The organism is Rhodocytophaga rosea, assembly GCF_010119975.1.
In the GTDB taxonomy this organism is placed as follows: domain Bacteria; phylum Bacteroidota; class Bacteroidia; order Cytophagales; family 172606-1; genus Rhodocytophaga; species Rhodocytophaga rosea.
In genome coordinates this window covers 1767541-1788883 of sequence record NZ_CP048222.1, presented here as the reverse complement: position 1 = coordinate 1788883, position 21343 = coordinate 1767541, and the positions used below count along the sequence as shown (strand labels likewise).

Below are 21343 nucleotides of genomic sequence, written 5' to 3'. Positions count from 1 at the left end.
TTTTTCTTAGTTTTGCAGAAATTTTGCTTGCATGAGTAACCAGAAATCTACCTTACCGAAAGGAACCCGCGACTTTGGACCAGATAAAATGGTAAAGCGGAATTTCATCTTTCAAACCATTACAGCCATCTTCCAGAAATTCGGTTTTCTACCTATAGAAACGCCTGCCCTTGAAAATTTATCTGTCCTTACTGGTAAGTATGGTGATGAAGGCGATCAGTTGATGTTTAAAGTATTAAATTCAGGTAATTTTCTAGAAAAAGTATCTGCTCAGGATATGGAGAATGGTTATAAAAAATTAACATCTAAAATCTCAGAAAAAGGCTTACGATACGACCTTACTGTTCCTTTCGCCCGCTTTGTAGTGATGAACCGCAATGAATTGGTTTTTCCATTTAAGCGCTACCAGATACAGCCAGTGTGGAGGGCTGACCGTCCGCAGAAAGGCCGTTATAGGGAATTTTACCAATGTGATGCGGATGTGGTAGGAACAGATTCATTGCTGTGCGAAGCTGAAATTGTACTGATGATCAATGAAGTGCTGGAGAAACTGGGTATTGGAGATTTCACCATTAAAGTCAACAACCGGAAGGTATTATCGGCTATCTCGGAAGTAATTGGGTATCCCGGCAAAGAAGGCGATTTGTGTGTTGCTATTGATAAACTCGATAAAATTGGTAAGGAAGGCGTAATAAAAGAGCTGGAAGAAAGAGGATTTGCTCTGGAATCCATTCAGAAGCTTGATCCTATTTTTGAAGTAGAAGGCAATTTTGCAGAAAAAGCGGCCAAACTTGATGCTATTTTTGCTGCCTCAGAAACCGGTAAAAAAGGCTTGCAGGAACTCAGAACCATGATGGGTTATGTGGAAGGGTTTGGCCTTGCTAATACACACCTTAATTTTGATATTACTTTAGCGCGTGGACTTTCGTATTATACAGGCGCTATTTTCGAGGTAAAGGTAAATAATGTGCAGATCGGCAGCATCAGCGGAGGTGGCCGTTACGATAACCTGACCGGTGCTTTTGGCTTAAAAGGCGTTTCCGGTGTAGGTTTTTCTTTTGGCGTAGATAGAATTTACGATGTGATGGAAGAATTACAGCTTTTCCCAGCTCACAACCAGACAACGACCAGGGTTATGTTCAGTCATTTCGATGCAGAAGCATTACTATATACTTTGCCTTTGCTGAAAAAATTACGGGAAAGCGGAATCAAGAGCGAAATTTATCCGGATGCCGGAAAACTGAAAAAACAGCTCGATTATGCCAACAATAAACAAATTCCTTTTGTGGTAATCATTGGCTCCGATGAAATAAGCAGCGGTAAACTCACGTTAAAAAACATGCAAGCCGGCCAGCAGCAGCAAGTAAGTCTGGAAGAACTTATCCGCATTGTTCAGGCAGGTTAATTTATACATATCTACAACCAAGCAGCAATATATCTGCATCAATCAAAAACAGACCGGATGCCCAGGCATAACCATACTTTTTACACTTCTCTAAAAAAAAGATATGGTGTAAGCCGAATTGCCGGTGCAATTTTTCTCTGGCTATTCGCGCTTATTCCAGTGCTGGCACAGCCAGGACCTTGTTTTACAGCTACTATTACCAGAGGTTGTGCCCCTCTCACCATTGATGTAACTAATTGCTCAACGGATGGTACGGAAATAGGGTATATTTATGGCAATACCAATATAATTACCGCTGCTACCAGCCATACTTTTACTATTCCCGGAAAATATACGATTAAACAAGTAGGGAATTATCTTTCGTCTGGCGGAGGCGATACGCTTACCCGTACCGATTATATTGAAGTATTAGCTACGCCTGCTCCTGCGTTCCAGGTAAGTTCATGCCGGGGAAATACAGTGAATGTGAAAATTACCGAACCTGTTTACGATTTTTACATTGTCAATTTTGGAGATGGCACTACACAAACGTTGGCACCGAATGGAAGTATCAATCATACGTATATCAATATTATCCAGCAAACGATTATAGTTACCGGACAATACAACATTCAGCCTAATCCGCCAGGAGGGGTTTGTGGAAATTCCAGCAGCCAGATAATTACACCCATTCAGGAATTAATTACTCCCAGGATTAACCGGATTGAGGTAAAAAATACAACAGAAATTGAGCTGCAATTTCAGGCACTCTCTTATCTGAGCTATAAAATATTTCAGAAAAACAGTATAGGCAGCCTATACCAGGAGGTTGCCAGCATCCCTAATCCACCGGATGGAACGACTATTAGTACGATTACTGGGTTGAATACCAGGCAAACTACCTATATATATAAGATAGTAGCTACAGATATCTGTAATAACCAGGTTTCTTCGGAAGAAGTGAGCAGTCTGTTACTTTCAGGCACTGCAGCTAATAATCACAATGAACTCTCCTGGCAACAGGCCAATATTCCTTTTCAACAGTTTTCGGTACAACGGGATAATCAAGTATTTTCACAAATAGCTATTCCCTCGCAACGTAATTTTACAGATACCCAGGTGCAATGCCCCAACGAATATTGTTACCAGATTACTGGTCAAACCTTAAGTGGAGCTATTTCTGTCTCTAACCAGGTGTGTATACAAGCCATTTCTAATACAAGGCAGCCTGCGATTCAGAACCTGACTGTAAGTATTGAGAATAATATTCCTGTGCTTTCCTGGCTACTGGCTCCAGGTGTAACCGGGTCTCAGTTTACCATTTTTCGGGCAGATAACGGAGGTGACTTTCTGGAACTGGATCGTACAACCAGCCTTACCTATGCCGATGAAAAAAGTAAAGCACAACCCCATATAAATGAATATTGCTACCGGATTTTATATACCGATGCTTGTGGTAATACTTCATTGCCTGGAGAAAGCGCCTGTCCAGTACGCTTGAGTGGAAAAATTACAAATACTGTTATTGAACTCACCTGGACACCTTACCGGGGCTGGATGAATGGCGTACAACGCTATGTAATCGAAAAATTAGATGAGCAGCATAATGTATATGCCAGCCAGAATGCCGCAAGTTCACTTTCTACGATCATTGACCTGTTGCAGCAACCAGATAATACCTCACAAATCCTGCGTTTCCGGATACGAACTGAACCTACTCAGGCAGATTTACCAGATAGTTATTCCAACATGGCGGAGATTATTCAAAACCAGCAGTTATATCTGCCAGACGCCTTTACGCCCAATGGCGATAACCTGAATGAAACATTTGAGGTGAGGGGAATATTTGTGAGAAAATATAAACTCATGATTTATAACCGCTGGGGAGAAATTGTCTTTTCATCAGATGATATAAGTATAGGCTGGGATGGCACTTTAAATAGTAAACAAGCACCGAATGGTAATTATGTATACTCTCTACAGACAGAAGATTATGTTGGAAGAACTTACAACCGGAAAGGAAGTTTACTATTGATCAGATAGCATTTTTAGATGCTTCTGCAGAAATTTTCATCGAAATCTAGCCAAATAAACATACATTGCCATACTTTATCATAATGTGAAGCTGGGTTACCCTATCCGGGCATTTGTATAAATCCATGTTTTAATAAAAATAAACAATCTAACGTTAACCTAACACCAATCTATATGTTTGATATGATGGGAATGCTTGGCAAAATCAAGGATTTGCAGGCAAAAATGAAAGAAGCCCAGGATAACCTCGTTCACATACAAGCCAGTGCCGAGGCAGGTGCCGGTATGGTAAAAGCCACTGTGAACGGAAAAAAACAGGTTGTCAAAATTGAGATCGACCCAGACGTTATTAAGCCTGATGACCGGGAAATGCTGCAAGACCTGGTAGTAGCCGCAGTAAATAAAGCTTTAGCTGAAGTAGATGGTAAAGCCCGGGAGGAACTCAAAAAAACGACACAAGGTATATTACCCAATATTCCTGGCATGGACCTGAGCAGCCTGCTGTAAGATGACACAAGTAGCGGTGGTCATATTGAACCATAATGGAAAAAAATACCTGGAGCAATTTCTTCCCTCAGTGGTTCAATACAGTCCGGATAGTCAGGTGATTGTAGCAGACAACGGTTCTACCGATGGTTCGGTTGAATTGATTTCAAGTCTGTTTCCTTCGGTGAAGGTTATTTTATTAGGAAAAAATGAGGGATTCAGCAAAGGATATAACCTGGCCTTACAGCAGATACAAACGCATTATTATGTTCTGCTGAATTCAGATGTGGAAGTAACGCTAGGCTGGCTTAATCCGCTGATACAACTGATGAACAGTAATCGTAACATTGGTGCCTGCCAGCCCAAAATAAAGTATTTTCACCAGAAACACCTTTTTGAATATGCTGGTGCTGCCGGTGGGTTTATCGATAAGTGGGGTTATCCTTTTTGCCGGGGAAGAATTTTTACAAGCCTGGAAGAAGATACCGGGCAATATGATGATACAAAGGAAGTTTTCTGGGCAAGCGGTGCCTGCATGTTTGTGAGGGCTGAAGCTTATTGGAAAACCGGAGGACTGGATGAATATTTTTTCGCACATATGGAAGAAATAGACCTTTGCTGGAGAATGAAAAATGCCGGATACACCATGTATACCTGTGGACAGAGTGAAGTATACCACATTGGCGGAGGTACCTTGCCTAAATCGAATCCAAGGAAAACATTTCTCAATTTCAGGAATGGATTAGTGTTGCTGTATAAAAATCTTCCGGCCTCTCAGCTGTTGCCTGTTATTTTTATCCGGCTGATACTGGATGGAATAGCCGCCATTAAATTTCTGATATCAGATTCACCCAGGGATTTTCTGGCAGTAGTGGGCGCTCATTTTAATTTTTACAGGTATTTTTTATTGTGGAGAAGCCGCAGAAAGCAGGGCCTTCCGCAAACTCATGATACAAGATATGCTCAAATGTACGACGGCAGTATCGTGTATGCCTTTTTTGTAGAAAAGAAAAAAAAATTTAGTGAACTGCTATTTTAAAATTCCCAGACAGAAGGATGACTATTGCGGCGAAGGTGTTTTCGCATATTTATAATAAAAGCCAGGGACAGATATACAATAATTGGGGAGCCGAACGTTAGAAAGGAGCTATAAATAAAAAATAAACGAATGCTGCAGATCGAAATTCCTAACTTTTCGCCCAGTCGAGTACATACCCCAAATGCCTGGTTTTCGAAAAATGATTGAATTTTATGCATAGGTTAAACAAATTTTATAAAAAAACGTAGGTTGAACATAGCTGTTTTATACGTTATTTACAAAAAAAGTGTCGGTAAAATAGTAATAAATTTATTTATAACAATAATTTCGCACCCAAATCCAAATCGCAACTTAAACAAATTAAACCATGATTCGAACGAAAAATTTACTGTCAACAATGACCGTTTGTGTAATTGTCAGCCTTTCAGGCTGCACATTGCCTAAGATGGTGAAAATGTCAAAAGATCAGCAGTTAACGGTAACTCCAAATCCATTGGAAGTACATGGTGAAGAGGTTAAATTTGATATGTCTGCTTCCTTGCCTGTAAAAATGTTGAAAAAGAAAACTACGTATACAGCAGATATTGATTATAAAGCCGGAGAAAAAAAGACTGATGTAGGTGACCTGGTTTTTAATGCAGCAGATTATCCGAATGCTAAAAAAGAGCAGCCTAAAGCAGAAAAAAGCTTTAGCTTCCCTTATACTGATGATATGCAGAGAGGAAACCTGGTAGTAACCGGTACGGCTGCTAAAGGTAAAAAAGCCAAAACTACTCCCGAAATGGTGGTAGCTCCTGGTATTATTACTACTTCCCGCCTGGTAAAAGATCCTAACCTGGTGGCTTTTGCTGAAACAGGTTACAATCCAAATCCGGAATTTGAACCAACAGATGTAGCTTTCTTCTTCCCTCAGGGTAGTGCTCAGTTACAAACCAGCGAAACCAGAAGCAAAAGAGGTAAATTCCTGGATGCTTTCATTTCTGAGAAAAACGTAACTAAAACAGTAACTGTTACTGGTACTCACTCTCCGGAAGGCGCTGAACGTGTCAACTCTAAATTATCTGAAAACCGGGCACAGGCCATCGAAAAGTACTACCGTGGTAAAATGCGCGCTTTCAAATACAACAACGATACTGCTGATTCTATCGAATTTGTATTGAAACCAGTGATTGAAGACTGGCAAATGCTGAAAGATACCTTATCTGTTACTGATATCATTGAAGAAGATCAGAAATCTCAGATTCTTTCTATTATCGATGGAGAAGGTGATTTTGAGCAAAAAGAAGACCAGCTGCACAGCTTACCTTCTTACAGAAAATTACTAGGCCAGGTTTATCCTAAACTGAGAACAGCCCAAACTGAAATTCTGACCTTAATGGAGAAAAAACCAGCTTCTGAACTATCTGCACTGGCTCGCCAGATGGCTGAAGGAAGAGGAGATACTTCTCTATTGAGAAACAATGAACTGGCTTATGCAGCTACATTAACTCCTGATCTGAATGAGAAAAGAGGTATCTACGAGGTTTCTGTAAAGAAAAGCGATAGCTGGCAGTCACACAACGATTTAGGTGCTGTTCACCTGGAACTGGCTAAAAAAGAAACAGACAAAGCCAAAATGACTCAACTGGTAGATATGGCAATTACTCACCTGGAAATGGCTAAAAACAAGCAGGAAACAGCTGAAGTGTATAATAACCTGGCCGTAGCTTATACTATGAAAGGGATGAAAAACGAAGCGATGGAAGCGGTGAACAAAGCTGCTCAGCAAACTGGCAACGAAGATGTAACCAAAGCTATTAATGCTACAAAAGGTATCATGCAAATCAGAGCTGCTCAGTATACTGAAGCTATCAACACTTTATCGCAGGCTGGTGATTCTGCTGTAGTATTATACAACAAAGGTCTGGCTCAGGTACTTGCCAAACAATATGATGCTGCTATTGCTACCTTGAATGAAGCTTCCAGCAAACAAGCTGATGCCTGGACTTACTATGTAACAGCTATTGCTGCGGCCAGAGCTAAAAACGAAAGCACCATGGTTGAATCTCTGAAGAAAGCAATCAGTGCTGATAGCAGCCTAAGAGCTAAAGCTTTGGAAGACCTGGAATTTAATGCTTTTGCTAATTCTGAAACATTCAAGAATGCCATTAAGTAACTAAGAAATTCCACTTAAAATCTAATGCGAAAGCCTGCTCCAACGAGCAGGCTTTTTGTTTATTAATATATATCCTGATAAAATTTAAAGTCAAACAATTACTGCTTCGACCACACTTCATATATTTTATTACCGGTTGAACTCAATCCGCTATGATGCCAGTCATTTCCTTTTACCTCGTATTTAAAAGTAAGGCTTGAACCAACCCGGTTTCCATCTCTGGAAAAAAACTCAATGCTTTCGGTATAATTCCCGTCTTTTGCAGTATAGGTGCCTCCGCCAGTGCCTGAGAATTGTTTGGTTTCTGTATTAAAAGCTGCCCACTGAAATCTGGAACCTGATAATATTTTTATCGTTTTTCTCGGACCTTGCTGCATCGGAGATATCTGTCCATTTTGTTCCCTACCTGTAATACGCCAGGCACCGGCCAGAGGGCTGTTGGCAGGTTCCTCAATCCGCATCCAGACTTCTTCTTTTTTAGTACGGCTATCGGTAAGTTTTAAATCCTGCTTTTTCATAGCTGCAGAAAAATTGATGGTGTTTCCTACTTCTAATGATTCAGCTGTGTTAAATTCTATAGTTTCAGTGTATTTACCGTCTTTAAAGCTATAGGTACCTCCGGTAGAACTAATAAAATTTTTCCCTGACAAATCATAGTAGGATACCATAAAAAAATTATCTGAATAAATTTTTACAGCTGTAAGTGGCTCTTTGCCTGAACTGGCATCTGTAGAAACCAGCCGCCAGGCTCCTTGTAGTGTGCTGGCTTGCTGTGTTGCTTCCGGTAAAACAGGTGTTTTGGTAAAGGTAAATCCGGTAATAATAATCAAAACAATGGATAATAATTTAAAACTTCTCATTTTCGGAATGTAGTTTAGAAGGTGTATATCAATTTAGGTGTATATCAATTTATAAAAACTGGATCATACTAAAAATATTCAGAGAATCTTTACTCCTTCCAGTTAATCATTACTACATTTAACGATAGAATGCCCATTGTTCTTACCTATTTATAATTCAGTAAAAATTATTATTAAACACTTCAGTCATGATGAAAAAAGTAGCTGTCTGTATTTTGCTGGGTATAATTTTATTATCCTGTTCTACGCAACCCACAGATAAACAGGAAGAAAATTCCCTTACCACTGAAGTTCAGCAATACCTTGATGCTTACACCAGGCAATTTGTAGACCTGTATTATAAATCTTCACTAGCACAATGGGAAACGAATACGCACATCGTAGAGGGAGATACCACAAATGCTTACCAGACACAACTCACCAGCGAAGCCCTGGCCGCTTTTACCGGAAGCAAAGAAAATATTGAAAAAGCAAGGCAATACCTGGCACAAAGCAATAAACTAGATTCTATTCAGGTAAGGCAGTTACGTACCATTTTGTATGCGGCAGCCAATAATCCGGCTACGGTTTCGGATGTGGTAAAAAAAAGGATCAAAGCGGAAACCGCCCAGACAGAAAAACTTTTCGGATATAATTTTACGCTCAATGGAAAACCAGTCACTACCAACGACATTGATGAGATTCTGAAAGACGAAAAGAATATAACCAGGCGTTTGAATGCCTGGACAGCCAGCAAAGAAGTAGGAAAAAACCTCAAAACCGGCCTTACCGAGTTACAACAATTAAGAAACAAGACCGTACAGGCACTCGGCTATAAAGATTATTTCTCCTACCAGGTTTCTGAATACGGGATAGATGTTCCGGAGATGATGAAGATCAACAAAAAACTCATTCAGGATGTATGGCCATTATACCGGGAATTGCATACTTATGCCAGGTATGAACTCGCTAAAAAATATGGACAAACTCAAGTTCCTGATATGTTGCCCGCTCACTGGGTACCTAACCGCTGGGGGCAAGACTGGTCTGGTATGGTGGAGGTAGAAGGTATAGATTTAGATGGCGTACTGGCCAGTAAAGGTCCGGAATGGCTGGTAAAACAAGCCGAAAGGTTTTATATCAGTCTAGGGTTTGATTCGCTTCCCAAATCCTTTTATGAAAAGTCAAGTTTGTATCCGGCTCCGGTGGAAGCAAAATATAAGAAAAATAACCATGCTTCGGCCTGGCATATGGATTTGCAACAGGATGTAAGAAGTTTGATGAGCGTAATTCCAAATTCCGAATGGTACGAAACCACCCATCATGAACTAGGACATGTATATTATTATATGAGTTATACCAATCCGGGAGTGCCGCCTTTGTTGCGTTCTGGTGCCAACAGGGCTTTTCATGAAGCGGTGGGAAGTATGATGGGACTGGCTGCCATGCAAAAACCTTTTCTGGCGAATCTGCAGTTAATTAAGCCGGAAACCAAAACCGACGAAACCCAGGAACTCTTGAAAGAAGCGCTCAATTATATTGTGTTTATTCCTTTTTCTGCCGGCGTAATGACGGAATTTGAGCACGATCTGTATGTAAACAATCTGCCTGCTGACCAATATAATAAACGCTGGTGGGAACTGACGGCCAAATACCAGGGAATGATACCTCCTTCGCCACGAGGAGAAGAGTACTGTGATGCAGCATCCAAAACTCACATAAATGATGATGCAGCCCAGTATTATGATTATGCCTTATCCTATGCGCTGCTGTTTCAGTTACACGATCATATTGCTACCCATATTCTCAAACAAAATCCCAAAGCCACCAATTATTATGGCAGCAAACCAACAGGAGATTTCTTAAAGCAAATTCTTTCGCCGGGTGCCAGCCGTGACTGGAGAGAACTCTTGAAAGAATCTACCGGAAAAGAGTTGAATGCGGAAGCCATGCTCAATTATTTTCAACCCCTCATGGTGTATCTGAAAGAAGTAAATAAAGGTCGGAAATATACCTTGTCTGAAAACATCTGATTAGTCTGTAGTCAATTCTTATAATTCATTCGTAGATTTCAAAGTCTATATTTGGCCGAATGAATCATGACAATTGACAGATATTAAACCATGAAATATACACTTGTTTTTTGCTTTCTTTTGCTTGCTGCGGCCGCCCACGCACAAACGGTTGCGGTAAGGCAGGTGGCTAGTCTTCCTGCTGTATTAAGTGAGACATCTGGCTTGGAGGCTAGTAATGCGAACATAATATGGTCACATAATGATAGCGGTGGACAGCCAGTATTGTATGGAATAGATACCTTAGGCAATCTGGTTAGAAGTATTACCATCACCAATGCTACCAATGTTGACTGGGAGGAAATTACAAGGGACGATAATGGCAATATTTACATCGGGGATTTCGGCAACAATGACAATAACCGCCAGAATCTGCGGATTTATAAAATTCCAGACCCGCTTACATTCAGTGGGAATAGTGTACTAGCTGAGGTGATCAACTTTACCTATGCCGACCAGACCGCCTTTCCGCCTGCGGATGCCCAGAAGAATTTTGATATGGAGGCAATGGTGTTTTTTAACGATTCCTTGTTCTTATTTTCTAAAAACCGGACGATACCTTTCGATGGATTTACCAGATTGTATAAACTGCCTGCTACCCCTGGAACCTTCACGGCAAGTTATGTAGACCGGTTTTCTACCGGAAACGAACCCCTATTGAGTCAGATCACAGCTGCTGATATAAGCCAGGATAAAAAAAAGCTGGTATTGCTTTCATATGGCAATTTGTATTGCTTTTCTGATTTTCAGGGTTCTCAATTCTTCAAGGGACAACTTACCAAGCTTACTTTTAATGGCGTTACCCAGAAAGAGGGAATATGTTTTGTAGATAATTGCCGTGTGTATATTAGTGATGAAGAAGCTTTTGGTGTAGGCCGTAAATTATACCAGCTCGATATTTGTCCGCTTACCACTGGTTTAAACAGATTATTACCCCAGCCTGATATTCGCCTGGGTACTCCTTTTCCTAATCCCGCAGCCGGGCAATTTATTATTCCCATGAGTGTTCCACCAGGAAGTAAATCCGTTCGTCTGGAAATGTACAACACAATAGGTGAGGCCATACGGAACATACCAGTGCCTGCTGCTGCCAGTAAGATAATCGTACCAGTGACAGGGCTTCGTTCTCAGACCTATTTTTGCCGCCTATATACAGATACAGGGGTAAGCTATCCTCAGAAAATCACAGTGCTTCCATAAGAAGCGTATGTAGTGGCAGGTTGCCATACTAACTGTGTGTAGCAATAGTAATATCGCTACACACAGTTAGTATGGCATTTATTTTTTAAGAGTCTTTTTAGGTTTCTTTGCCTTCCCGTTCAAAGTATGAGTTTGTACATTTTTTTCAGGACGAATCTGCCGCATGAGTACCAGAGAACGAGGTTGTAATTCATAAGCTTCTCTGAAAGCAATAATATCTCCTTCGCCTTCCTTAACGTTCCGGTGCGTATCTACCAGTACTTCCCACGAAGAGTTCAATGGACGGGCGGGGACAGTAAAAGGTATGGGTTCCCAATAGCTGTTCACGAGAACGAGAAATACGTCATCTTTAATTCTACGGCCTCTTTCATCAAACTCACTCATTACCTGGCCATTTAATACCATTCCTAAGCAGCGGGTATGAGAAGTATGCCATTCTTTTCTGGTCATGTCTTTTCCGTCCGAACGCATCCAACGAATATCTCTGATGTTAGTACCCTGAATTTCACGCCCATGAAAAAATTTACGGCGGTGTAATACCGGATGCTCTTTTCTGAGTTTGATCATCAGGCTGGTAAATTCAAACAGATCCTGCTGTTCGGGTGTCCAGTCCCAGTTAAACCAGCTGGTTTCATTATCCTGGCAGTATACATTATTATTCCCAAACTGGGTACGGCCATATTCGTCACCGCTGAGCAGCATGGGTACACCCTGACTTAAAAACAGAGTAGCCAGAAAATTACGTTTTTGTTTCTCCCGCAGGATAAGTATTTCCTGGTCGTCTGTGGGACCTTCTGTGCCGCAATTCCAGCTGTTATTATGACTTTCGCCATCATTATTGCCTTCGCCATTGGCGTGGTTATGCTTCTCATTATAACTCACCAGATCATGTAAAGTAAACCCATCATGGGCTGTTACAAAATTAATGCTGGAACCTGGTAAGCGGCCATTGTGCTGGTATAAGTCACTGCTTCCACTTAAGCGGTAGGCAAGTTCTGCTACTCCTGTGTCGTCGCCTTTCCAGAATTTACGTACACAATCGCGGTATTTGCCATTCCATTCTGCCCACAATACCGGAAAATTACCTACCTGGTAACCACCTTCGCCGATATCCCAGGGTTCTGCAATCAGCTTCACCTGTGAAATAACCGGGTCCTGGTGTATCGTATCCAGGAACGTGGAAAGTTTTCCCACTTCATGTAAGCCGCGGGCCAGAGTAGAAGCCAGATCAAACCGGAAACCATCCACATGCATTTCTAAAATCCAGTAGCGCAGGCTGTCCATCACCAGTTGTAGCGTGCGTGGGTGCAGCATATTTACCGTATTGCCGGTGCCTGTATAATCCATGTAATATTGCGGAGTGCCGTTCACCAGCCGGTAATAGGCCTGGTTATCCACTCCTTTGAAAGATAGGGTAGGTCCGAAATGATTTCCTTCGGCCGTATGGTTATACACTACATCGAGAATAACCTCAATGCCGGCTTTGTGCAGGGTTTTTACCATTGCCTTGAATTCCAGTACCTGCTGTCCCAGTTTTCCCATAGAGGAATATTGAGCATGCGGTGCGAAAAAACCGATGGTATTGTATCCCCAGTAATTAACCAGACCTTTGTCTACCAGTACTTTGTCGTGTACAAAATGGTGGACTGGTAGCAGTTCTACGGCTGTAACGCCCAGGCTTTTCAGATAGTCTATAATTTCGGGTGTTGCCAGCGCCGCATAAGTGCCTCTTATTTCAGGTGCAATACCAGGATGGGTAGCAGTAAATCCTTTTACATGAACTTCATAAATCACCGATTCATTGAGCGGAATATTCGGACTTTTGTCGTTGCCCCAGTCGAAAGCGCCATCCGTTACCACCGAGCGGTTCATTCCTGGTGCACTGTCAGTGGTATCCATCAGCAAATGCCTGTTTTCATCCTCCAGGTTTACAGGATAGCCAAACATGGCATCACTCCAGTTAATACGTCCGCTGATCGCTTTTGCATAGGGATCTAGAAGCAATTTATTCGGATTGAAACGTAAGCCAGCTTCCGGATGATAAGGACCATATACCCGATAGCCATATAACTGGCCGGGTTTTAAGCCCGGAATATAACAATGCCATACATGATCGGTTTGTTCCGGCATCCGTATCCGGGTAAATTCGTATTCGTCTTGTGGAGAATGGAACAGGCATAATTCTACCTTGGTAGCATTCTCAGCGAATAAGGCAAAATTCACCCCATCGCCGTCCCAGGTAGCCCCAAGCGGGTATGGTTTGCCGATCCATATATTTAACTTATTGTCTTTTTTAGAGAATTTTTTCTTCTTAGAAGCTTGCGTAAGCATAGGTCATGAAATAAAAAGTAGTCGTATAGAAACGTGGATAAAAAATGATAATCTGGATACGTAAGTATATTCAATAAAGTTTGCAGGGGTAGAATCCGGAGAATAGAGGGCTGGGCTATAACTCCAGTCCAAAACATGATCTGGCGCCCAATCAAGCAATATAAACCTTGAAAAGGTCATTTCTGAATAATACCAGACTCCGTCCTCCAGGTTGTGATTCCTGTATTATCTGCTCATTATACCTTTTATCAAAAAATTGTACTTAATTTACAAGCTGTATGATTACCTTTGCTGCCGGAAAAGGCCCATATTCAATCAGGTATGTCTTATCAGGAAAGAAATGAAGTAGAAACCCAGCTGCTCATGCTTCGCAAAACGGATGAGACTAAATTCATTGAACTTTTATTTAAGCAGTATTATTCCCCTTTATGCCGCACAGTAAACCGGATGGTGAATGATACCGATGCTGCAGAAGACCTGGTGCAGGATGTATTTATGAAAATGTGGAACAACCGCCAGACACTGGAAATCAATTTCTCTTTCAAATCCTATCTCTACCGGTCTGCTATTAATGCAGCGCTGAATCATCTGGAAAAAAACAAGAAGAATGTGGCACTGGAAGATAGTAATTTTATAGAACCTACTTCCAGTGAAGCAGACGAGCAATTACACTATTCGGAAGTTCAGCAACGGGTACAGGAAGCGACCGATGCTTTACCGCCAGCCTGTAAAACCATTTTTGTGCTGAGCCGGCACGAAAATATGAGCTATAAAGAAATTGCCGAAGCCTTGCAGATTTCGCCTAAAACTGTAGAAAACCAGATGGGCAAAGCACTAAAACACTTCAGGGAATACCTGAATGTATATATAAAACACCTGTTTTCTATTATCTTGTAATTGATCTTATGTATTTGTTGCATTAATAAATCGCTTCTAAATTTTTTGCCGGTTTCTTTCTCTATACAAATAACTTTTTTATCTTCAGCATAGCTACGGATATTTTTCACTTAAATTAATTCTTAGTTGCTACTTAGTACAAACCAAGCTGTGGACAATACAACTGTCGTTTTACACCCGCATATATACGGCTGATTTTTTAGATACTGTATACTAACGATTAAGTATACCTAAATATAGGTAAGACAAAGTTCGGCTATCCACAACTCATGCTATTCTATGAAAATCTATCTGTTTACTCTACTAATTTTGATGTATTATGTTCTGGCTACTATAGTGCTACGGCCTTTGCTGCCAGATCATATTTCTATTCTAAAGCCATATGGTCTTTTAGGTAATTCACAGCGTACGAAAAGTGTGAAGACTGGCTTGCCTGGAAACTGGCCCCCGCCTGTAGATAAATCCTCTCTATGTGGATCTCCGGAAGTTTTAACTGCTGCCTTGCTTGATACTACGCAAACCAGGACTGACCTGCTAGATAATCTTGGTGATCTACAGCATACGATTAACACCCGTTCTGTGCAGGCACAGGCTTTTTTCAACCAGGGATTACGTCTGATCTATGGATTTAATCATTACGAAGCCTACCGTTCTTTTGTAGAATCCGCCAGATTAGATTCTACCTGTGCGATGTCATATTGGGGACAAGCGCTTGCCATGGCTCCTAATATTAATTCACCCATCGACAAGGAACGGAGCCAGACTGGATACAAGGCTATTCAAAAAGCATTATCCTTAAAAAAGAAAGCAACAAAGGCTGAACAGGCGTATATTGAAGCAATGGCCAACCGGTTTTCTGCACAGCCAGATATCGTCCAAAGTAAGTTAGATTCTGCATATGCGCTGGCTATGGGTAAACTGGCTACCAAATACCTCAATGATCCGGATGCAGGTACACTTTATGCTGATGCCCTGATGAACCGGATGCCATGGGATTACTGGACAAAAGATGGACAACCCAGGCCAGGCATTGAACAGGCCATTTCCCATCTGGAACGAGTGATCAAACAATATCCGAATCATCCGGGCGCACATCATTTGTATATTCATGTAGTAGAAGCCTCCAATAATCCTGATCGGGGGGTGAGGAGTGCCGACAGACTGGGTACTTTAATGCCTGGAGCCGGACATCTGGTGCATATGCCATCTCATATTTATTTGCGGGTAGGCCGCTATACCGATGCCGTAGAAAGCAACCTGAAGGCGATTGAAATAGATGAATCTTACCTGGCACAGAGCCAGGTTACAGGGAGATATTCTATGGCTTATTATCCACATAATATTCACTTTGCCTGGGCAGGTGCTGTAATGGATGGCAACAGTAAACTGGCGATTGCCATGGCCCGCAAAACTTCTTCCAGAGCAAACCGGGAAAATATGGCTGCTCATTCCTTTTTGCAAGTATTTTATAGTCTACCTGTATATACCAATATACGTTTTGGCAAGTGGAATGAAATTCTGACAGAACCTTATCCGGGGAAAGAGTTGTTGCATGCCAGTGCTATGTGGCATTACGGAAGAGGTCTGGCTTTTACAGCGAAAGGGAAACTTGATCTGGCGGCAAAAGAGCTTTCAGCACTGGATTCCTTAAGTAAAGATTCTCTGGCTAATCAAGATTATGTTACTTCCCAGATGATAGCTATTGCCATTAAAAATGTGGGTGGAGAAATAGCCGCCAGACAGAAAAATTATCCGGAAGCCATTAACCTGCTCAAGGAAGGTGTCCGTCTGGAAGATGATTTAAAGTATGATGAACCCCGGACATGGCCACAGCCACTCCGGCATACGCTGGGGCTGTATTACTGGAAGCGGGATTGCCTCAGGAAGCAGAAACCGTATACCTGAATGATTTAAAGATACACCGCGAAAATGGCTGGTCACTTTTTGGATTGAAACAAAGCCTGCAGAAACAAGGCAAAGAAGTATCGGATATAGAGAAGCGCCTGGCAAAAGCCTGGTCTCATGCCGATATTACTTTACAAACTTCCCGCTATTAAGCTAGCTGTGAGTAGTTAAGTGTTGTATATGATAATTAAGTAGAATAAATGGGATATGACGTTCTTATTGTAGCTAAGACAAGAGAAGATGATAAGTTATTTAGAATACTGACTTGTGAAGAAGGCAAAGGAGATTATTTTCTAAGTCGCAACTTTTCTATGTTTCAATCAAGGAATTTTGAGGGTTGTGAGCTCATACAGGTCGAGCAGATTTTAGAGATAGATTTATCCCTCTACTGGAATTATCCCACTAATTACATGCCTGATATAGGGGAACTTAACTATCGTATGTATCAGGCAGAACAAGCAGGAGATTTTAAGAAGGCAATTGAGATTAAGCAAAAGATTGAAGAAGTGGAAAGAGAATGGCATAGGAATTACTATCTTATTAATGAAGGTTGGACAAAAATAGAAGACTTACGCCAAATAACTTTAAAATTGATAGAAAAGATCAAATCTAATCCTGCATTTGGAAAGCAAATAAAGGTAGCTCCTGGGTGGGACTATCCTTGGGGAAAGTATTTTACACTTCAAGCAAAGAAACATCCAAGGGAAGCTCGTATTTTGGAGGATCTGGATAGGATATTGCAATCATTAGATTGTATTGAGAGGGAAGGTGAGCAATATGTTGCTTTTATAGGTGGATAAAAGTATAGATATATGTGCGACACTACATCCATTGGCAAACGAGCCTTTTGCTAATGCCATTTTTCGCTACAACAAACTTACCTTGAGAATATATGTACTGCATTATTTATAATTCCCATTGAAAAGTAATAATAATGTAACTCCTTTCTCTGCACTGCGTTAAGTTTTAAAACCAGTTCTAAACCTTAACCCCTATTACTATGAAAGAAGCAAAAGGAGATACAACCGTTACAAAAATTGATTCTGCCTTTTCACCTCTGGGCGAACATGGAGAAAAATACTTAGCATCAGGTAAAAATATTGCCATGCGCCTATGGGAAAATGAGCAACCTGGAGAAGCCAAACCGGAAGTAAGCCGGCCCTACGAAACCGTAGGATATGTTATCAGCGGACGGGCAGAGTTGCATACCGAAGGCCAGATGGTATTGCTGGAGCCAGGAAATTCGTATGTAGTTCCTAAAGGAGCTGTACACAAATATAAGATTCTGGAGGCTTTTACAACTGTAGAGGCTACCTACCCACCTGCCCACATACATGGCCGGGATGAGTAAAAAATCTAACAGCAAACCTGCCTGTTTTCAATAGGGCGGGTTTGCTGTTAGATTTTATATATTGGACAATAAAACACGAGGATTGCCTTGAAGGTGTGCGGCTTATGAATTTTGCCAGGACATCCGGAAAAGTTTTTATACAATTTTGTACCTTGGATACATGAAATGTCTTTCGATATTCTGTATCCTTCTTTTTTCTACCTTCTATTGCCTGGCTGATACACCTCTGGACAGCCTAAAAAAACGCCTGTCTACCTATCATTTATCGGATACTACCAGAGTAAATTTACTCAATGAGCTTGGCTATCAATACTGGATTGTTGACCCTTTGCAATCGGAATTGTATGGCAACGAAGCTTTAATTCTGGCTGACTCTTTAAAATATACTCAAGGTAAAGCTTTCGCCAACCGGGTGGTAGGCGTTTCGCACTGGGCAAGGGGGCATTATGACACGGCTTTGAAATATTTGTTTGATGGATTAACGGATTATCAGCAATTGAATGACCAACTGGGCATTGGCAGCATGCATAATAATATCGGCCTGGTTTACCTCGACCAGCACAGCTATGAACTGGCACTGGAATATTTTGAGCAATCGCTGCAAAAACACCGGCTTTTAAATAATGACCGGGAAGCTGGTGTACTGAGTAATATTGGAAATACCTATTTGAAAATGGGTAAACATGCCGAAGCAGAAAAAATGTACCAGACTTCCCTTACAAAAAGTCTGGCAAATGGGCGTAAATATGGCATAGCCGAATCATATAGCAATCTGGGTGAGTTAAATATAGCTAAAAGTAAGCCGCAGGAAAGCCTTGATTTTTTCTTCCGTTCCCTGAAAATCCGTGAGCAAATTCCAGATCTGGAAGGTATGTCTATGTGTCTGTACTTTATAGGGAAAGCATATATTTCCCTTAAACAATATGAGCAGGCAGAACAACACCTCAAAAGAGGCGTTCAGACTTCCATTCAGGTAAGCACCCGCAAATGGCTCACCCAGATTTATAATGCCCTCAAAGAAATTGAGGTTGCCCGGGGAAATTATAAGCAGGCTCTGGCCTATCAGGAGGAATTTGCTACCCGTAAAGACAGCCTGTTTAATGAAGAGAAATCCAGGCAGATCGCTGAGATGCAGGTTCGCTACCAGACCTTACAACAGGAACAGAGGTTACAATTGCAGCAAAAACAGCTCGAAATATTGCAACAGAAAAATCGTATTCAGCAGTATCTGAGAAATGGCCTTCTTGCCGGATTATTGTTACTGGCAATAATTGGTTATCAAGTGATGAGTACACAGCGCCTGAAAATCCGGAAAAATAACGAACTGCTGGAAAAAAACAAAGCTCTGGCAGAAGCTGAACTGGAAAAAGCTCGTTTGCAGGAACTCAAGCTTACCCAAGAGCTGGAATATAAAAGCAAGGAACTCACCAGTTATACCCTCAATTTTATCCAGAAGAACGAATTGCTGGAAGAACTCAAGCAAAATATTCAGCAGCTTAAACGTACGCAGGATAAAGCGACAGCTACCAAGCTCAATGAACTCAACCGCATGGTAGAACATAGTATGAATTTAGACAAAGACTGGGAAGATTTTAAACGGCATTTTGAAGAGGTTCACAAAGATTTCTTTAAAACCCTTAAAGACAATTATCCTGATATTACCAGTAATGAACTGAAATTGTGCGCCTTACTTAAGCTTAACATGAATTTGAAAGAAGCTTCACATGTAATGGGGATTTCTCCGGAAAGTGTAAAAACGGCCAGGTACCGCTTACGTAAAAAATTCAACCTCACCCGCGACGAAAACCTGATCGACCATATTCTGGAACTGGAAAAAAAAGCTGTAAACAACCAAGGAGTGGCAGGAAATGGGCAGCTAATAAGCCATCGGAAATCCATCAGCGAAACAGAACCAACACTTTGACAGAATAAACCAGGCACAGAATATTATATAACTTTTATAAAAATTTGTGATTAATCCACCTACAGTAAGATAAGTTGATTGCCTGTGTGAACCAAACAGATTACATTAGAAAAAAATCTTTACCCTTTATATGAATGTTGAGAAAGAAAGAATTACCTCTTACACCGGGAAAAATACAATAGCAACACCATAGGAGAGAATGGCGACTACCAGTCCGAACATAAAAATGGTATAGGCAATACGCAGCAGGCGGTATTTTTTGCCCAGTACTTTGCCCAGAAAATAATTATCCCGGATCATGCTGCCATATAAGTAATCGCTGTCTTTCATCATTTCTTTGATCCCCCATTCATAATCGTCTAATTTCATGCTATGGAAATTGCCGAAAAAAAGCAGGTTGGTGCGCTTTTTATAAACATCTTCTTTGGTGAATATGCCGGAGGTTACATTAGGCCTGGTAGCTAAAACGGCAAAAATGATGGTGCCCAGGCAAACCAGCGTAAGAATTAAAGTAGGAATAGTAAAATTGGGATATTCTTCCAGCTTGCGCCCCAGCACCGAAACAATAATAGACAAAATGATAGAGTTAATAGAAATCATGATGTTGGCCTTATTATCAGCAATAGAACTGAGTTCCAGGTGGTTGGCCGACATGGTGCGGAACATGGTTTCAATGCCTCTTACCGGTGTATTGGGATCTTTTTTCTTCTTATCCTTCTTTTTTTCCTGCTTCTCCTTGTCCTTCTCTTTTTCGCGGTCTTTGTCTATCCGGTTAATTTGTTTGTAGGTTTCCTCTACATCCATGGGAAATTCTGAATAATCTTCTTCCATCTCCTTAAGCATTTTTTTTAGTTTCTTGGCATTCTTCTGTTTGGCAACTTCCATTTCGGTTTGCCCGAACTCCGTAAAAAACCGGTGGTTTTTCAGGAATTCCCGGTTATTTTGTGCCCATTCTCTCCGGCTGATCACGCATTTGGAAATTTCCATGATTTCATGCCGGAGCTGTTCAGCCCGCTCCATGTACTCTTCAGAAGCGGTATGATACATATCTGCATCGCATAATACTTCCTCTAATATGTTTTGGGGCTGCTGCGGGTATCTGGTAGCGGCAATACATCCTACCACCTGATTCAGGCGAACTTCTTCTACCTGTTGTTCAGTCAGAATTTCTTTAGCCAGCCGTATACTTTCTTCTTCGTGTTCTCTGATGCGGAAACAATACCCGGTATCATGCAGCCAGGCAGCTAAAAGAACAGTTTCCAGGTCATGTTCAGATAACTGGCTTCTGGTGCCGATAACTTGAGCAGCAGCCACTACTTCTTTGGTATGTTTCAGGTTGTGATAAGTGAAATGTGCAGGAAGTTGTCTGTTTAACAGAGACTCCACAAACTGCTGGGTTCTGTCTAAAACTTCAGTCTGAAGAATCATAGAAGACACAAGATGAATTTATGAACGAACGATGACATGCGCTAAGAGTAATAAGTCTCGTGTATCTGCACAAGATGAATTTTTCGGATAGTAATTTAGTGAATTTTTTATCAACAGAAACAGCTGTATATTCTGGCTCACATTTTCCCGGTAAACGTATATTTGCCGGTTTGCCCGTTTATTGCTGAACTTATAAAATGTAATCGTTACTCAATTGAAGGTTGTGGCTGGTGGGACAAAATTACAATTATTTTATAGTTAAAACGATCAGCCCTTAGAGATATTTCAGAATGCATTA

At 41.2% G+C, this 21343-nt stretch carries 17 protein-coding genes; 13 read left to right on the top strand and 4 right to left on the bottom strand.

Annotated elements, in window-relative coordinates:
• Positions 1-31: 31 nt before the first annotated feature.
• The 4 genes from hisS to GXP67_RS07435 all read left to right on the top strand — a co-directional run bounded on the left by hisS (position 32) and on the right by GXP67_RS07435 (position 4943).
• Positions 32-1405, top strand: a complete 1374-nt coding sequence (hisS, locus tag GXP67_RS07450) for a histidine--tRNA ligase (protein ID WP_162442555.1) — start codon at positions 32-34, stop codon at positions 1403-1405.
• Between the two features lie 57 nt (positions 1406-1462).
• Complete coding sequence (locus GXP67_RS07445) at positions 1463-3427, top strand: T9SS type B sorting domain-containing protein (RefSeq protein ID WP_162442554.1); 1965 nt, start codon at positions 1463-1465, stop codon at positions 3425-3427.
• Between the two features lie 165 nt (positions 3428-3592).
• Positions 3593-3925 (top strand): YbaB/EbfC family nucleoid-associated protein, encoded by a 333-nt coding sequence (locus tag GXP67_RS07440; RefSeq protein ID WP_162442553.1) that lies wholly within the window; start codon positions 3593-3595, stop codon positions 3923-3925.
• A 1-nt stretch (position 3926) separates the two neighbouring features.
• Positions 3927-4943, top strand: a complete 1017-nt coding sequence (locus tag GXP67_RS07435) for a glycosyltransferase family 2 protein (protein ID WP_162442552.1) — start codon at positions 3927-3929, stop codon at positions 4941-4943.
• Here the strand turns inward: GXP67_RS07435 and GXP67_RS37290 are convergent.
• A complete protein-coding gene (locus GXP67_RS37290; RefSeq protein ID WP_162442551.1) occupies positions 4940-5161 on the bottom strand; it encodes a PspC domain-containing protein in 222 nt (73 codons plus the stop codon). The two genes, GXP67_RS07435 and GXP67_RS37290, sit on opposite strands and share 4 nt — an antisense overlap.
• A gap of 149 nt (positions 5162-5310) precedes the next feature.
• Between GXP67_RS37290 and GXP67_RS07425 the strand changes: the two genes are divergently transcribed.
• A complete protein-coding gene (locus GXP67_RS07425) occupies positions 5311-7098 on the top strand; it encodes a tetratricopeptide repeat protein (protein ID WP_162442550.1) in 1788 nt (595 codons plus the stop codon).
• A gap of 98 nt (positions 7099-7196) precedes the next feature.
• On the opposite strand, the gene GXP67_RS07420 is transcribed toward GXP67_RS07425, so the two are convergent.
• On the bottom strand, positions 7197-7958 hold the full coding sequence (locus GXP67_RS07420; protein WP_162442549.1) for a DUF4488 domain-containing protein: 762 nt from the start codon (positions 7956-7958) through the stop codon (positions 7197-7199).
• A 188-nt stretch (positions 7959-8146) separates the two neighbouring features.
• On the opposite strand from GXP67_RS07420, the gene GXP67_RS07415 reads away from it, so the two are divergent.
• Together GXP67_RS07415 and GXP67_RS07410 are read left to right on the top strand one after the other, a co-directional pair.
• Positions 8147-9970, top strand: coding sequence for a M2 family metallopeptidase (locus tag GXP67_RS07415; RefSeq protein WP_232065020.1), 1824 nt, complete (start codon positions 8147-8149; stop codon positions 9968-9970).
• A gap of 90 nt (positions 9971-10060) precedes the next feature.
• Complete coding sequence (locus GXP67_RS07410) at positions 10061-11209, top strand: T9SS type A sorting domain-containing protein (protein ID WP_162442548.1); 1149 nt, start codon at positions 10061-10063, stop codon at positions 11207-11209.
• A gap of 78 nt (positions 11210-11287) precedes the next feature.
• Here the strand turns inward: GXP67_RS07410 and glgX are convergent, their stop codons facing one another.
• Positions 11288-13540 (bottom strand): glycogen debranching protein GlgX, encoded by a 2253-nt coding sequence (gene glgX, locus GXP67_RS07405; protein WP_162442547.1) that lies wholly within the window; start codon positions 13538-13540, stop codon positions 11288-11290.
• A 288-nt stretch (positions 13541-13828) separates the two neighbouring features.
• Between glgX and GXP67_RS07400 the strand changes: the two genes are divergently transcribed.
• From GXP67_RS07400 to GXP67_RS07375, 6 genes are all read left to right on the top strand, one after another.
• Positions 13829-14437, top strand: a complete 609-nt coding sequence (locus GXP67_RS07400; RefSeq protein ID WP_162442546.1) for an RNA polymerase sigma-70 factor — start codon at positions 13829-13831, stop codon at positions 14435-14437.
• 279 nt (positions 14438-14716) lie between these two features.
• Positions 14717-16342 carry a tetratricopeptide repeat protein gene (locus GXP67_RS07395; protein ID WP_162442545.1) on the top strand — a complete coding sequence of 542 codons (1626 nt, stop codon included), beginning with the start codon at positions 14717-14719 and terminating at the stop codon, positions 16340-16342.
• Positions 16312-16494, top strand: coding sequence for a hypothetical protein (locus GXP67_RS07390; protein WP_162442544.1), 183 nt, complete (start codon positions 16312-16314; stop codon positions 16492-16494). Before GXP67_RS07395 ends, GXP67_RS07390 begins: the two co-directional genes overlap by 31 nt.
• Positions 16495-16542: 48 nt before the next feature.
• On the top strand, positions 16543-17142 hold the full coding sequence (locus GXP67_RS07385) for a hypothetical protein (protein ID WP_162442543.1): 600 nt from the start codon (positions 16543-16545) through the stop codon (positions 17140-17142).
• A 200-nt stretch (positions 17143-17342) separates the two neighbouring features.
• Positions 17343-17693 carry a cupin domain-containing protein gene (locus tag GXP67_RS07380; protein WP_162442542.1) on the top strand — a complete coding sequence of 117 codons (351 nt, stop codon included), beginning with the start codon at positions 17343-17345 and terminating at the stop codon, positions 17691-17693.
• A 160-nt stretch (positions 17694-17853) separates the two neighbouring features.
• On the top strand, positions 17854-19617 hold the full coding sequence (locus GXP67_RS07375) for a tetratricopeptide repeat protein (protein ID WP_162442541.1): 1764 nt from the start codon (positions 17854-17856) through the stop codon (positions 19615-19617).
• 159 nt (positions 19618-19776) lie between these two features.
• Here the strand turns inward: GXP67_RS07375 and GXP67_RS07370 are convergent, their stop codons facing one another.
• Entirely contained in the window at positions 19777-21045 is a 1269-nt protein-coding gene (locus tag GXP67_RS07370; RefSeq protein WP_162442540.1) for a Pycsar system effector family protein, read from the bottom strand.
• Positions 21046-21343 lie beyond the last annotated feature (298 nt).

Coding starts and splice junctions, on each gene's coding strand:
- hisS (WP_162442555.1), top strand. CDS start 32: ATGAGTAACCAGAAATCTACCTTACCGAAAGGAACCCGCGACTTTGGA.
- GXP67_RS07445 (WP_162442554.1), top strand. CDS start 1,463: ATGCCCAGGCATAACCATACTTTTTACACTTCTCTAAAAAAAAGATAT.
- GXP67_RS07440 (WP_162442553.1), top strand. CDS start 3,593: ATGTTTGATATGATGGGAATGCTTGGCAAAATCAAGGATTTGCAGGCA.
- GXP67_RS07435 (WP_162442552.1), top strand. CDS start 3,927: ATGACACAAGTAGCGGTGGTCATATTGAACCATAATGGAAAAAAATAC.
- GXP67_RS37290 (WP_162442551.1), bottom strand. CDS start 5,161: ATGCATAAAATTCAATCATTTTTCGAAAACCAGGCATTTGGGGTATGT.
- GXP67_RS07425 (WP_162442550.1), top strand. CDS start 5,311: ATGATTCGAACGAAAAATTTACTGTCAACAATGACCGTTTGTGTAATT.
- GXP67_RS07420 (WP_162442549.1), bottom strand. CDS start 7,958: ATGAGAAGTTTTAAATTATTATCCATTGTTTTGATTATTATTACCGGA.
- GXP67_RS07415 (WP_232065020.1), top strand. CDS start 8,147: ATGATGAAAAAAGTAGCTGTCTGTATTTTGCTGGGTATAATTTTATTA.
- GXP67_RS07410 (WP_162442548.1), top strand. CDS start 10,061: ATGAAATATACACTTGTTTTTTGCTTTCTTTTGCTTGCTGCGGCCGCC.
- glgX (WP_162442547.1), bottom strand. CDS start 13,540: ATGCTTACGCAAGCTTCTAAGAAGAAAAAATTCTCTAAAAAAGACAAT.
- GXP67_RS07395 (WP_162442545.1), top strand. CDS start 14,717: ATGAAAATCTATCTGTTTACTCTACTAATTTTGATGTATTATGTTCTG.
- GXP67_RS07385 (WP_162442543.1), top strand. CDS start 16,543: ATGGGATATGACGTTCTTATTGTAGCTAAGACAAGAGAAGATGATAAG.
- GXP67_RS07380 (WP_162442542.1), top strand. CDS start 17,343: ATGAAAGAAGCAAAAGGAGATACAACCGTTACAAAAATTGATTCTGCC.
- GXP67_RS07375 (WP_162442541.1), top strand. CDS start 17,854: ATGAAATGTCTTTCGATATTCTGTATCCTTCTTTTTTCTACCTTCTAT.
- GXP67_RS07370 (WP_162442540.1), bottom strand. CDS start 21,045: ATGATTCTTCAGACTGAAGTTTTAGACAGAACCCAGCAGTTTGTGGAG.